The 14,322-nt window shown below is 38.9% G+C and carries 10 protein-coding genes; 2 read left to right on the top strand and 8 right to left on the bottom strand.

Annotated elements, in window-relative coordinates; translation table 11 throughout:
• Nucleotides 1–15: 15 nt before the first annotated feature.
• On the top strand, nt 16–921 hold the full coding sequence (locus tag FLP08_RS00785) for a lysophospholipid acyltransferase family protein (protein ID WP_156273051.1): 906 nt from the start codon (nt 16–18) through the stop codon (nt 919–921).
• On the opposite strand, the gene glmM is transcribed toward FLP08_RS00785, so the two are convergent.
• A complete protein-coding gene (gene glmM / locus FLP08_RS00790) occupies nt 918–2,303 on the bottom strand; it encodes a phosphoglucosamine mutase (protein ID WP_156273053.1) in 1,386 nt (461 codons plus the stop codon). The two genes, FLP08_RS00785 and glmM, sit on opposite strands and share 4 nt — an antisense overlap.
• Before the next feature lie 132 nt (nt 2,304–2,435).
• Between glmM and FLP08_RS00795 the strand changes: the two genes are divergently transcribed.
• Nucleotides 2,436–3,029, top strand: coding sequence for an acyl carrier protein phosphodiesterase (locus FLP08_RS00795; protein WP_156273055.1), 594 nt, complete (start codon nt 2,436–2,438; stop codon nt 3,027–3,029).
• A gap of 43 nt (nt 3,030–3,072) precedes the next feature.
• Here the strand turns inward: FLP08_RS00795 and FLP08_RS00800 are convergent, their stop codons facing one another.
• The 7 genes from FLP08_RS00800 to FLP08_RS00830 all read right to left on the bottom strand — a co-directional run bounded on the left by FLP08_RS00800 (nt 3,073) and on the right by FLP08_RS00830 (nt 14,040).
• Nucleotides 3,073–4,143, bottom strand: coding sequence for a M12 family metallopeptidase (locus tag FLP08_RS00800; RefSeq protein ID WP_156273057.1), 1,071 nt, complete (start codon nt 4,141–4,143; stop codon nt 3,073–3,075).
• 235 nt (nt 4,144–4,378) lie between these two features.
• A complete protein-coding gene (locus tag FLP08_RS00805) occupies nt 4,379–5,419 on the bottom strand; it encodes a M12 family metallopeptidase (protein WP_156273059.1) in 1,041 nt (346 codons plus the stop codon).
• Between the two features lie 438 nt (nt 5,420–5,857).
• Nucleotides 5,858–7,810, bottom strand: a complete 1,953-nt coding sequence (locus tag FLP08_RS00810; RefSeq protein ID WP_156273061.1) for a hypothetical protein — start codon at nt 7,808–7,810, stop codon at nt 5,858–5,860.
• 79 nt (nt 7,811–7,889) lie between these two features.
• The gene (locus FLP08_RS00815) at nt 7,890–8,861 is read right to left on the bottom strand and encodes a hypothetical protein (RefSeq protein WP_156273063.1); all 972 of its coding nucleotides are present in this window, start codon (nt 8,859–8,861) and stop codon (nt 7,890–7,892) included.
• 149 nt (nt 8,862–9,010) lie between these two features.
• The gene (locus tag FLP08_RS00820; RefSeq protein ID WP_156273065.1) at nt 9,011–11,179 is read right to left on the bottom strand and encodes a thrombospondin type 3 repeat-containing protein; all 2,169 of its coding nucleotides are present in this window, start codon (nt 11,177–11,179) and stop codon (nt 9,011–9,013) included.
• A gap of 73 nt (nt 11,180–11,252) precedes the next feature.
• Nucleotides 11,253–12,626 (bottom strand): superoxide dismutase family protein, encoded by a 1,374-nt coding sequence (locus FLP08_RS00825; protein WP_156273067.1) that lies wholly within the window; start codon nt 12,624–12,626, stop codon nt 11,253–11,255.
• Nucleotides 12,627–13,029: 403 nt separating this feature from the next.
• Nucleotides 13,030–14,040 carry a response regulator transcription factor gene (locus FLP08_RS00830; protein ID WP_156273069.1) on the bottom strand — a complete coding sequence of 337 codons (1,011 nt, stop codon included), beginning with the start codon at nt 14,038–14,040 and terminating at the stop codon, nt 13,030–13,032.
• Between the last annotated feature and the right edge of the window lie 282 nt (nt 14,041–14,322).

The following is a 14,322-nucleotide window of genomic DNA, read 5'->3' on the forward strand; positions in this document are numbered from 1 at the left end:
GCGGAAAGAATTTTTATGCAAGGATTAGTTTTCTGGTTGGTCTACCCTATCCTGTGGCTTATTTCCATTCTACCTTTCAGGCTGTTTTATATAGTATCAGACCTTATTTTCATACTCGTTTATCATATAATAGGTTATCGAAGAAAAACGGTTCGTCAAAACCTGGAACTAATATTTCCGGAAAAGAGCAAAGAAGAGATCAGTAAAATCCAGAAAAAGTTTTACAGCCATATGTGCGATATGTTTCTGGAAATGATCAAGAGCATCTCCATTTCAGAAAAAGAGCTAAAAAGAAGGTTTACGTTCACCAACCTGGAGTACCTGCGTGAATTAGAGAAAATGGATAAGAGCATCATCGTAATGTGCGGGCATTACGCCAGTTACGAATGGATGAATGCCCTACAGCTATATGACTTGAAATTTCGCTCTTTCGGCATCTATAAAAGGATCAAGAACAAATATTTTGATGACCTGGTAAAACGAATAAGAGGAAGATTTGACGGCACTTTGATCACCACCTACAAGGCAACTGAAGCTATAAGATATAACCAGGAAAGAGGTATCCTGGGAAATTACGCCATGATCGCAGACCAGTCTCCAAAATTAAGCCGGGCTAAACACTGGATTCATTTCATGGGAATAAGGGTACCTGTTTTTGAAGGGTCAGAAAGACTGGCTCGAAAGCTGGATATGAACGTAATTTATCTTCACGTGGAAAAAACCGGAAGAGGTTTCTACAATGCTACCCTGAAACCAATTACTACAGATGCCCCAAATGAACCTGAACATTATATCACAAAAAGGTTCATCGAATTGCTGGAGAATCAAATTAAGAGCAAGCCTGAATTTTATTTATGGACTCATAAACGATGGAAACATCGCAATGAGCCCATTCCTAATAGAGCAGAAATTATAGATTAAGAGATTATTTCCTTAATCTCTTTAATCATTTTTTCGGCAAGTTCGTCTGCTTCCTGCTGTGATTTTGCTTCAGTATAGATCCTTATAATAGGCTCTGTATTAGATTTACGAAGATGCACCCAGTTTTCAGGAAAATCTATCTTCACTCCATCCACCGTAGAGATTTCTTCTCCGGCATGGCGTTTTTGAACGGCTTTTAACACACCATCCACATCGAGATCTGGAGTTAATTCGATCTTATTTTTGCTCATAAAATATGACGGGTACTCTTTTCTTATTTCAGAAACCTTTTGATTCTTTTCAGCAAGATAGGTAAGGAAAAGAGCTGCTCCTACCAGGCTATCCCTACCGTAATGAGCTTCAGGATAAATGATCCCTCCATTACCTTCTCCACCGATAATAGCATCATTATCTTTCATCAATTTTACCACGTTCACCTCACCCACGGCACTGGCTTCATATTTTCCATTATGCCTTTCAGTAATATCCCTAAGGGCCCTGGAAGAAGATAAATTACTTACCGTGTTTCCAGGTTTTTTAGAAAGCACATAATCGGCACAGGCTACGAGAGTATATTCTTCCCCGAACATTTCTCCATTTTCGTCAATAAAGGCCAGCCTGTCCACATCTGGATCTACTACGATCCCGAAATCGGCATTTTCTTTTTTCACCAGTTCACAGATATCCTGAAGGTGTTCTTTCAAAGGTTCCGGATTATGCGGGAAATGTCCGTTCGGTTCACAGTAGAGTTTGATCACTTCCACTCCCATTTTTTCCAACAGGGCTGGAATGGCGATCCCGCCGGTAGAATTTACGGCATCTACGGCCACTTTTAATTTGGCATTTTTCACCTTTTCGGCATCTACCAGTTCAAGCTTTAATACTTCCTCTACGTGCTTCTGAATATAACCATCAATTACACTAATCTCGCCGAGGTTATCCACTTCAGAAAAATTGAAACCTTCGCTTTCCGCTATTTTAAGGATCTTCGCTCCTGCTTCCCCATCAAGAAATTCTCCTTTACTATTTAGAAGTTTCAGGGCATTCCACTGCTTGGGATTATGACTGGCGGTTAAAATGATCCCTCCGTCTGCTTTTTCCAGTGGAACAGCCACCTCAACGGTAGGTGTAGTAGACAAACCAAGGTCAATAACATCAATTCCAAGTCCGGTAAGGGTGTTCATCGTTAATTCCTGGATCATCTTTCCCGAAATCCTGGCATCTCGCCCCACCACAACTTTTAATTTCTTGTTACCCGATTGTTCCTTTAACCAGGTACCGTAAGCCGCGGCAAATTTAACTGTGTCGATAGGTGTTAGGTTATCACCGGTTTTACCTCCGATTGTTCCTCGAATTCCGGAAATAGATTTAATTAATGTCATATTTCAATTGAGTATTTAAAATTTCTAAAAACGTAGGGAAATTATTTTTCACAAATATAAGTGGCTGCCTTCCCTCTCTCCAAACCTTAACAAAAATTAACCCTCCATTTCTAGAATTTGTATCTTCCCGAAATGAATTTTTTAGCACATATATATTTATCGGGTAATAACGACCAGGTTAAAATTGGCAATTTCATGGCCGATTCGATAAAGGGGAAGAAATACCTTAAGTATCCTGAAAAGATTCAAAAGGGGATTATTCTTCACCGTGCTATTGATTATTACACAGATACCCATCCGGTTTTTATGGAGAGCATGCAAAGGCTCTTTCCTGTATACGGGCATTATAGCGGCATCATCGTGGACATTTTTTACGATCATTTTCTGGCAGCAGATTGGGATAGTTATTCTAACGTTCCTCTAAAAAAATACACCCTGGAATTCTATCAGCTTTTGCATGAACATTATGAAGTCCTGCCGGTAAAAGTGAAGAATTTTCTACCTTATATGGAAAGGGACAACTGGTTGCTGAGTTATGCTGAAATTGAAGGTATCAGGCAAGTACTCTCAGGCCTGAATAAACGGACCGGCGGCAAATCGAATATGCACCTGGCCGTAAAAGAATTGCAGGAACATTATTCAGAATTCAGGAAGGAGTTCAAAAAATTCTTTGCAGACTTAATGAATTTTTCAGAGGAAAAATTAAATGAGCTGGAAGTAAAATAAAAGAGGCCGGTATGACCGGCCTCCTCAATTATTTTGTGATTGTTTATTTAACGAATCTCCATCTACCATTGATCAATTCTACCTCCTTAAGGTTCTTGCCTTTTTCTACCCACCAGGTATCATCTTTTCTAAGCACCATTACTCCCTCTATCACGTAGTATTCACCATTGATATATTCTGGCTCAGGATTAGTAGGTTCCGGCTCAGTTGGTCCGGGTTCTGTAACCGCACCAGGATACATAACCTCGATTCCCTCGAGATCCCCTCCTGAAAGTTGTGAACGCTGTACCGAATAAATTGAACCGTCCTTACGGGTAATGGTGGGCTGACCATTAGAAGAGAAAGAATAAGGACTATACATCATTATAGAGCCAAGGTCCAATCCGGCAGTGTATTCTGCTCCATCCCATCCTGCTTCCACATATGTATAGAAATTATGTTCCCTTCCCGAAATAATGTTTTCAAAGTGCACCGCAATGGTTTGATCGCGATCTGCACGACTTTGCTCATGCCATAATCCAACGGCATGGCCAATCTCATGAATGGTATTACCAGTAGAACAACCATCTGCCAGTGTAATTGGCTGTTGCCCTCCAATCATTCCAACGTAAGAACTACATCCTCCTCCAGGAGTAAAGTATACAAAGTTGGATTCCGAAGTCCTTTCCACAAAGCGCACTGCGGTATTCGACTCCCAGTGGCTTATAGCGTCCAACACCCTTTGCTGATTGGGCAGGGAAGGATCTATAGCATAATAAACCGTGTTCTCTGGCCAGAAGAATTTGGTACGGCCCACGCTTTTATTCACCGAATAAGGGTCCTCGTTAGATTTTAAAACTAATTCTACCGGACTCTTAGAAATTCCAGACTCGGGAAGGAAAATATCCCCCTGGTATACAAATTTGCCGTTGATCTCTTCCACCGGCATCCTTTTTCCCGCGAAATAAATATCTGAAACAATCCCTGATTTATCAGGAAACGCGACTTCGACATTTGCGGAAGGTAAAGCAGATTGGTCTACTTTATTCTCAGAAAAGGATTCTGTGACATTGTCCTCATTACATGAAATGAAGGCCAGTAGTGGCAAGGCTAGTAAATACTTGATTTTTTTCATAATAGTAGGTTTTAAGTAAAATTTGGTATGGTTGGGTTTGAAAATTTTAAAGTATAAAAAGATAGGCTTTTCAACGTTAAAATAAACCTTTTATCGATTTGGGTTATCTTGTAGGTTTTAGATTGTTAAAATTTTAACTGTGTATTATATCCCCAATCGGTGTGGTTTTAACATTTTGTTTACACAAAAAAAGACCCGATTTTAAAACTAAAAATCGGGTCATATAATTTATAAGTTAGGCCCATTCCCAACTTCCATTAACTAATTTAACTTTTCTCCAACCGAATCTAGTATCATACCACCATTCATCCATATATCTTAAGACAGTTAATCCTTCAATAGTGTAGTACTCACCGTTAATATAGTTGGCAGATCCACCATCTCCTCCAGAGGGATACATAGAGTTTACTCCTTCAATATCGCCGCTGGACAAGCCGCTCCTTTGAGCTCCGTACAACGAACCATCTTTTCTGGTAATTGTAGGCTCTCCATTACTAGAGAAAGAGTAAGGACTATACAGCATAATTGATCCAAAGTCTAAATTGGTGGTGAATTCGTCTCCATCATAACCAGCAGAGGCATAAGTTTCGAAATTATACTCTCTTCCACTTTGAATGTTGTCCCAATGTATGGTTATATGATTGTCTCTATCTACACGGCTTTGTTCGTGCCACAGTCCAACAGCATGACCAATCTCATGAATGGTACTACCGGTGGTACAACCACTAGCCAAAGTTATATTTTGCTTACCTCCTATCATTCCCACATAAGAAGAACAACCAGATCCAGGAGTAAAGTATACATAATTAGATTGTCCAGACCTTTTCACGAATTGAATATTAGTATTCGCTTCCCAGTGACTTATCGCGTCATATACTCTGTTCTTATCTGGTAAGCTACCGTCAATTTCGTAATAAACTGTGTTATCTGGCCAATAAGCCTTAGTTCGCCCAACACTTTTTTGGTGAGGAGCTTTTCCCTTCTCATAAATCAATTGAACAGGGCTCTTTGATGTTTTCGATCTTGGAATCAAAATATCACCCTGATACACATAGTTTCCATTGACATTTTCCACTGGTAATTTTAATCCCGTGTAATAAATATCTTCTTTGGTTCCAACCTCATCAGGGAAGGCCACTTCTGTATTGCTTTGGTTTGAGGTTTTTGTTTGAGTTTGGGGCTCATTTCCAGTTTCAATCTCGTCGGAAACTGGATCTTCGCTACAGGCCAAAAATGCTAGAACCGGTAATACGAAGATTAATTTCAATTTTCTCATAAATAGGTCTTTTAAATTCTGATTTAAATTTATTTCACATTTTGTGTTACGGGTCAGAGTTTTACAAAGTCTATTCCAAAAATTTTTAGAAAATGAAGGTCTAATTTTTTAACAATCAAATTCTTACAAAACTTCAACAAATTTAAACCAGTAAAGATTTGGGTCAATAATTTAACTAAGGGCAATTTAATTTTAGAACATCTAGAAAGCGTTTATTTTACTGGATCTCCATAAAAAAACAGGCATCTATGACCTGTAAAACCTTCTCTAACCTATTCCAACTTATATCAAATATTTCAAATCTGAATAATTTTTCTTTTTAAAATAAAAAAAGCTGTCCGAAAGAATTCGGACAGCTCCACACATTCCACAATGGAATGAGTATTTAACCCGCAAAATTAGTCACCCCCCGGTCAAATAATTGAGACGGGTTAAAAATTAATTAGTTGTTGCAGGACACACATTGGCATAGATAAGAACTGATTGTTGTTCGGAAAAAGTTCCTGGAATAGTGAACTCATTTAAACCTTGACCAACATTTGACCTACATAGCGGAGTGCCGTCATCCAACACTATATATATATCATCTAATAAATAGTCGATATCCAAGTTTAATTCAATCACTACATCATTATTTCCGTCTAAGGATATGGACACACTTCCAATATTCTCACCATTTAGATCAATTCCGTAGAAAGGATCTCCTCCGGATGCTGTAGTCTGATCCCAAACAATTAAACTACAGTCATTATCGGTCGTGAAATCACAGGTGTCTGGTATGTCTTCACAGCCATCCATATTATAATCTACTAATTCAGGCGCCTCGGTGGGGCAATCATCTTGCCCATTGGGAACATTGTCTCCATCACAATCGAATGTGGGATAATTTGGATTATCTGTATCACATTTATTCAAGGTGCCGTCATCATCGCAGTCAGCATTTGGATTTGTATCATCACATGCAACGTTACAAGTGTTTGTTTCGTCTTCCGGACATGGGTCATTGGCATTGTCAACAAATCCAGTTGGTTGCTCGCATGCCACCTCAGTAATACTAGGATCTCCTAATCCATCTCCATCTTGATCTCTATACCAGGTTATTGCTTCTCCAATATTATCATTAGTATCATCGCAATCGCTATTATTATCGACATAACCTTCTGGTTGCTCACATTCTTCCTGGGTGGTATTTGGGTCTCCAAATCCATCCCCATCTTGATCTCTGTACCAGGTAGTTGGATTGGTACATGTTTCCTCACCGCAATCTGGATCAGGATTATTTTTACAGCCTTCATTTTCATCGCCGTTATCTATGCCATCATCATCGCAATCTGCATCAGGATCATCCAAGTCACAGGGATCAGGTCCGTCGCCATCCTCACAATTGAAGAAAATATGGATATAATCCACGGTAGCATCATCTCCATCCTTGTCTAGATACATCTTAACTTGATTCCAGGTAAGGTACCCTGAAAGTTCAAGGTTAGGTGCTGCCCCATAATAACCTTCCCAATCTTCAAGAGACATTTCCCAGTATAAATATGGGACATCTCCATTCTCATCATCTCCTTTAGGAATTGGCAAACAAAGTGGTTCAGCATAATAAGATTCCCCGTCTAAACCTGTAACAGGTGTATCATCGCCCTCATTGATCAAGGTATACATAGATCCGCTTGGATCCGGGTTTTCTTCAATTACTTCTCCAGAATAGGTATAAAGATCGAAAGTGTAATTTGCCACTCTGTGTCTTCCATCAGGTGTAAGACAGTAATTGGCAAAAACACAAAGCTCTGAAAGTGGAACAGGTATGATATCAAAGAACTGATATCCATATAGATTCACTTCACGATCATCAAAACATATTACTTCTACTTCCTGGTAATTCTTTGAGCCTGCTCTTAGGCTCCAATTATTACTAAGCGGATCACTCACAAATTGAGCAAAATCGCTTTCATCTTTTGGAGCAACCCAAATAACTACTCCCCCATTTGCTGGTAAATCACTCCATACTACAAAATCGGTAAGTGTTACCGAAACAGAAGTTTCCCCGCTAGGAATCGGTATTTCCAGATCATCGCTATAGGCCGTGAAAAGTTTTCCGTCGTCATCCTTTAAAATCTTTACGACAGTTATCACCTCTTCATTATCATCTCCATATTCCAACCTTATCTGCGCATAAGCGGCTGGCAGATCAGAACATTCCGGTGTTTCATCTGGGGTTATCTCCTGTCTGTTCAAATCCATGGCCTGTATTACGGGCCCCAGACTTAACCTGGCTACGTCCCCAGGAACGTCATTAATTTCCTGAATTGTTTCATCTTTGGTACAAGAAGAAACCATCAAGGATAATATGGCAAAAACTGCCAAATACTTATTTATAAATCTCATCATTTTTGGTTTAGGGTTAAGATAAAATAGTACCGAATTAGAACCTAACCCGGAATTTTCCGGGTTAGGTTTTCAACTATTTTTAAAGATTTCCACTAGGGCCGTCTTCTTCATCACAATTAAAGAAGATGTGCCAGTAATTAGTGGTTTCATCATCGCCATCCCTATCAAGAAGAGACTCAATCACTTCCCAAGTAAGCATTTGGGTAGTAGTTTCTACATTACCATCAACAGTATAATAATTCGGCCAATCAATAACGGTCGCCTCAAATACTAAATATGGTACATCTGAAGCTAGGTCTCCAGGACCAGGAACGGCAATACATAAGGGTTCTGCCCAATATGTACCATTATCATCTCCGGTTATTGGACCTAAAGGACTATCTTCTTCATAAATTAATTCTCCTTTACCATCTTCCCTGTTTCCATCATAGAAATAGATATTAAAATCATAATCGGCTGTATAATGCCTTCCATCATCATCACAGTAGTTGGCAAAAATACAGAATTCATAAAGTGGAACTGGAATGATATCAAAGAACTGGTATCCATAAAGATTTACCTCTCTATCGTCGAAACAAATTACTTCTACTTCTTCATAATTTTTTGAACCTGCCCTCAAGCTCCAGTTGTTACTAAGAGGATCGGTTACAAACTGAGCATAGGTACTGCCCTCTTTTGGAGCTACCCAGATCACCACATCATTTTCGTCATAAACCACAAAATCTGTTAAGGTTACAGAAACAGAGGTTTGACCAGAGGGGATTGGAATTTCCAAATCTTCACTGTATTTAGTAAAAAGATCCCCATTACTATCTACTCCAATTTCTACAGTAGTGATTACCTCGATGTTATTTGTTCCATAAATTAATCTAAGTTCTGCATAAGCTGGAATCACATCTAAGGCACATGCGGGAGTTCCTTCAGGCGTGATCTGCTGCTGCCTGTTCACATTTGCACCCTGAAGAACTGGACCCAGGGTAAGACTCGCAATATTATCTGATATTGCATCATCTGGACTTACCTCATCTTTACTGCATGATGTTAGGAGCAAAGAACATACGGCGAATGCCGCCAAATAAAATTTAATTGTTTTCATAATAAAAGTTTTAGTTAATATTTAGAATGGTTAAAATTTCCCTTCCGCTTCAGAAGGTTAAAGGTTATATAATCCAGCCGGAACATATTCCGGCTGGATTTTTTTTAATCATCTATTCCACATGCAACTGCATGAACTATGATATAGAAATCTCCGTCTGAATTATTGAAGTCAAAAGTATATTCCAATATATCAGCGCTTACTTCATTATTCCTGTTATATTGGCCAGGAGCTTTCGCTGTGTTACCAGAAGGTTGACCTTCAGACAAATTCACATGCAATTCTTCAAATGAGAATCCTTCAAAAAGATTTATGCTTAATTGGACATCTCCATCATCTAGTAGCGTGACAGTAGCATTACCAACCTGGGTTCCCTTGCTGGTATCATTTTGGCCGGCACCTGCCCAGATTGGATATTGTTGAGAATCTCCATCTCCATCGTCAAATAATTCAACCCAACCCCATCTATTTGCATTTGCCAGAGAATTTATTGTTATATCTCCAAACATAAATGCAGTCTCACAGGCTCCACCTGTAGGAGTTTCACAATCATCTGGAATTCCGTTATTATTATCGTCCAGGTTGTCGTCTCCATCTTCACACACATCGCAGCCGTTTGGCACTCCATCTGAATCTGCATCCTCTCCATCATCAAATCCTGGACATTGGTCACATCCGTCAGGGACCATATCAGAATCTGCATCATCGTTATCATCAAATCCTGGACATTTTTCGCAGGCATCTCCTACTCCATCCAAATCGGTATCTGTTTGATCTGTATTAGGAACATTAGGACAATTATCACAATCTCCTCTAATACCATCACCGTCAGGATCTGGTTGATCGAAACATGGAGCATCTGGACAACCAAAATTATCTGGATTACCAAACTCATCCTTACAGTCGTCACAAGCATCTCCAACACCATCTCCGTCTGAATCTAGATTTGATTCACTTGCATCATCCGGACAGAAATCACAGGCATCTCCAAATCCATCCATGTCAGTATCAGTTTGATCTGTATTAGGAACATTTGGACAATTATCACAATCTCCTCTCACCCCGTCACCGTCAGGATCTGGTTGATCGAAACAAGGAGCATCCGGACAACCGAAGCCTCCGGTTCCAGGTTCATCTGGACAATCGTCGCAAGCATCTCCAACTCCGTCACCATCTCTGTCAGCCTGATCTGAGTTCGTATTATCTGGACAATTGTCACAAGCATCCTCAATTCCATCTCCATCTCCATCTGTACCGTCTCCTTCTGGACATTCTTCACAGTTAAAGAATAGGTGAATATAATCTATAGTGTTATCGTCATTATAATAGCTCTTAACCTGATTCCAAGTGAGGTAACCCGAAAGTTGAAGATCAGGTGCTTCTCCATAATAATCTTCCCAGTCTTCAAGATTCATTTCCCAATATAAATAAGGAACATCTCCATTCTCATCGTCTCCTTTAGGAATCGGCAAGCAAAGTGGCTCTGCGTAGTAAGATTCACCATCTAAACCTGTAACTGGTGAGTCATTATCATTATTAATTAAAGTATAAAGACTTGCATTGGTTATCGGGTTATCTTCCGCAGTTTCTCCGGAATAGGTATATAGATCAAAAGTATAATTTGCTACCCGGTCTCTTCCACCAGGTGTTAAACAATAATTTGCAAAAACACAAAGTTCTGAAAGTGGCCTTGGTACAATATCAAAGAATTGATAACCGTATTGATTCACCGCCCTATCATCAAAACAAATTACTTCTACCTGTTGATAGTTCTTAGAGCCTGCTCTTAAATTCCATTGATTATCCAAAGGTTCAGTTACAAAATCTTCAAAATCACTTCCAGTCTTAGGAGCGACCCAAATAACTACTCCTCCATTCGCCGGTAAATCACTCCATACCACAAAATCGGTAAGTGTTACTGAAACAGAGGTTTGGCCACTAGCGACAGGAATTTCAAGTTCTTCACTATATGCCGTGAACAAATTTCCGTCATCATCGGTAAGAATTTCTACTATTGCTACCACTTCGGTATCATTCTCCCCATATATTATTCTGATTTGCGCATAAGCCGCAGGAAGATCTGAACATTCTGGGGTATCATCTGGGGTGATCTGCTGCCTGGATTGACTATCCATACCTTCGAGCACGGGACCCAGGTATAAACTAGCCACATCATTTGGTACATCCCCCTGAACTGTTTCATCTTTACTACAAGATGTGAATAGGGTTAGAGATATGGCAAACAGAGCCAAATAGGTTTTTAATAATTTCATAATTTATATTTAGAATGGTTAATATTTGATATAAAGCCCAGCTCTATGAAGAGCCGGGCTTTTGATTTATCTTTTAATATTCTTCGAATTCGCCACAAGCAACTGGTGCTAGCTCCTGGTAATCACCGTTAGCATCATCCTTACCATGAATTACTATGGTTCGATCCTGTAAATTTTGATCGAAGACATTTGGAATGATTTCGTAATAATTAATGAATGAAGCTCCATTAACATTGATTGGTATAGGGAAGTCTCCATTAGCATCATCTAGTGCGATAGTAATACCTCCAGGATCGGAGCAAGATGCATTTTGATGGATATGCTGAGGATGTTGTTCCCCGAATTTCAATCCGAATACTGAGGTTGCTGCTTCTAATACAGTACCGTTAAGAGACAGGTAAGCAAATCCAGCTACTTCATCTTCTGAATCAAGATATTTGATACAGGCTTTATATCTCTTGGTTTCAGGTCTGCCAAATGGCGGTGGTACACCTCCGTCACAACCGTACTGGAAGTGGTAGTAATCTAAAGTTCCATTTTCACCGAAGAACAATTCAATCTCGGCTACTGTTATTGGACCTTCTGCAAATAGTTCTTCACCTCCGTCATATCCAGGAGTGTCTGGAAGAAGGATAAATTCAAAATAATACTGCTCCTCATTGTCGTCTATATCTAACCTATTAGGTAGCTCAAAACATAATGGGTCGGCATAAGCATCATTGCCTTCACCCTCAACTAATCTCTCACGAGACCAGATAAGATCACCTTTGTCACCATTGTCACTCTCATAAACATTTACGCGATATGCTGCAACATAATGCCTTCCTGATGGTGGACAATAGTTTCCAAATACGCAGAACTTAATAAGGGGTATCGGTGTAATATCAAAGAATTGATAACCATAATTATTAACTTCCCTATCGTCAAAACAGATCACCTCTACTTCTTGATAATTCTTGGATCCCGCTCTTAATAACCATTCATTATCTAAAGGATTAGTTACAAAGTCTTCAAATTCACTATCTTCCTTCGGTGCTACCCAAATTACCATATCGTTGTCGTTATAAACGACGAAATCTGTTAAAGTAACCGAAACGGTAGTTTCTCCCGATGGAATTGGAATTTCCAGTTCTTCACTGTATTTGGTAAAAAGATTCCCATCACTATCTGAAGTGATGTCTACATTGGTAACGATCTCAGTATTCCCGCTACCATATTCCAGCCTTAATCTTGCATAAGCCGGAGTATCTCCAACACATTCTGGAGTCTCATCAGGTGTGATTTGTTGCCTAGAATTATCAAGGTCAACTAGAACTGGTCCTAATTCAAGGACCGCGATTTCAGAATTTCCGGGGTCTTGAACGTTCCCGGGCTCATCTTTAGAACAACCGGCCAGAATTAGCGCAAATACAGCGCAATAAGCCAGTAATTGATTGATTTTTTTCATAATTACGAAGTTTTGGTTTATAAAATTTAGAATGGTTTAAAATGTTTAACTCATAATCTCTTCCCGTTAAAACAGTGGTCATAATGGGATCTCGGGATCTAATAAGATTTGGGCACTAAAAGAATTGAAAAGAGTAATCTATTTTTTCATATCAGTAGAATTTGGTTAATAGTATTTAGAATGGTTAATAAAGTTTATACAGACCTTTCCCAGGGGAAAGAACAGTAACAGATCAATAAATAAAAGTGATTTGGGGGGTGTAGGAATCTTCAAATAAGTATCGGGGGCAAGACATTCTTATCAGAATCAATGTAAATGTATGAAACTGGATTCTTGAAGTGCATGGGGGAAATCCCCCCTATTTATTCAATAATACACTGTTTATTAGTGTTTTAAGAATTCTTTAGGATTTTGGAAAGTCGACTAAATTATGGTTGATCGCGTAGATTATACTTTCAAGGATGGTTTCAGAATTGGTCCTTTTAATGATATTAGATCGGTGCTTCTCAATAGTCTTTGGAGAAATGAACAAAGCATCAGAGATCTCCTTGGTTTTATAACCCTTGCATAACAGGGAGATGATTTCCTTTTCCCTTTTAGTAAAACTAAACTCAGCCATCTCACTATTCTCCTTAAAACATTTCTCTACCTGGTCTGCATGGCTACCTATCCTGTCGTCCATGAAATATTCCTCTCCAGAAAAATCTATGAACATAATGAACTGATCGGTTATATTCCTGCTCAGTTTTGAAAAACTAATTTTCGCATTTCTCAGTTTATCGTTATGGACTAAAAGAGAGGTTGTAGTCACCGCTTTCATGTGCTTGCCACGGGAAAAATTCCTAAGACTGGTCTTTACCTTGGCCTTGTTCTCAATATTGACGAAATCGGTTAGCTTTAGCCCATCGGTTTTCTTAACTCTGAAAGTTTTCTTGAAGGAATCGTTCATAGCAATGATATTGTTCTGCTGAAGCAAGAGAATGGGTTGGGTCATTAAATTGAAAAGCCCCATAAAGCAATCATGCCAGTAATTAAAGCTTTTACATTTATCATCCTTTCTGATCCTGGACGCAATGACCTCAATTTCGGTATGGTCTGAAATATATTCATCAATTACAGATTTATACCGCTTTTTCAGAATATTCAGGTCATCCTCTTTTCCATATACGATCAGGAAACTTTTGGCAAGAAAATGAGTAGACTTGAAATTTCTCAGATTCCGGAAATCTGAATTCTTAGTATATGAGTTCTTATCGAATAAAATAATATCCGGTAAAAGGTTCAAAGCGCTGTTGTAAGCAACGTGAATAGACTTTTCGGTGGTGATATCGTAACTTAGACTTAAGTGTTCTACTAGCTTATCTATTAAATCCTCGTTTCTACTTACGATTAGAAGTTGTCTTTTTTCCATCATCAAACTGCATTAAAAAGAATAAACAATAATTATCTAGAAATACAGGGGCCTGTTTTCCTGGCATAAAAGGATGTTCAAAAATTTAAAAGAAAGATCTGGGTAAGTGATTTTCGGATTTTTCAAATATAGGTGATTTCCCCCATAAGCTATAAAAATTCAAGTAATATTATCCTGACATTCAGTATGTTAAAAGCTAGCTAAAAATTCTAAAGTGCCACCTAAATGACCATACATTTTTAACTTAATTTTTAATCGATTTATAGCCTGTCCCTACAAAGGCTC

Source organism: Christiangramia aestuarii (assembly GCF_009735585.1).
Classification (GTDB): domain Bacteria; phylum Bacteroidota; class Bacteroidia; order Flavobacteriales; family Flavobacteriaceae; genus Christiangramia; species Christiangramia aestuarii.

Bases quoted from the DNA above. Each gene is read 5' to 3' on its own strand.
- FLP08_RS00785 (WP_156273051.1), top strand. From the start codon at position 16: ATGCAAGGATTAGTTTTCTGGTTGGTCTACCCTATCCTGTGGCTTATT.
- glmM (WP_156273053.1), bottom strand. From the start codon at position 2,303: ATGACATTAATTAAATCTATTTCCGGAATTCGAGGAACAATCGGAGGT.
- FLP08_RS00795 (WP_156273055.1), top strand. From the start codon at position 2,436: ATGAATTTTTTAGCACATATATATTTATCGGGTAATAACGACCAGGTT.
- FLP08_RS00800 (WP_156273057.1), bottom strand. From the start codon at position 4,143: ATGAAAAAAATCAAGTATTTACTAGCCTTGCCACTACTGGCCTTCATT.
- FLP08_RS00805 (WP_156273059.1), bottom strand. From the start codon at position 5,419: ATGAGAAAATTGAAATTAATCTTCGTATTACCGGTTCTAGCATTTTTG.
- FLP08_RS00810 (WP_156273061.1), bottom strand. From the start codon at position 7,810: ATGATGAGATTTATAAATAAGTATTTGGCAGTTTTTGCCATATTATCC.
- FLP08_RS00820 (WP_156273065.1), bottom strand. From the start codon at position 11,179: ATGAAATTATTAAAAACCTATTTGGCTCTGTTTGCCATATCTCTAACC.
- FLP08_RS00825 (WP_156273067.1), bottom strand. From the start codon at position 12,626: ATGAAAAAAATCAATCAATTACTGGCTTATTGCGCTGTATTTGCGCTA.
- FLP08_RS00830 (WP_156273069.1), bottom strand. From the start codon at position 14,040: ATGATGGAAAAAAGACAACTTCTAATCGTAAGTAGAAACGAGGATTTA.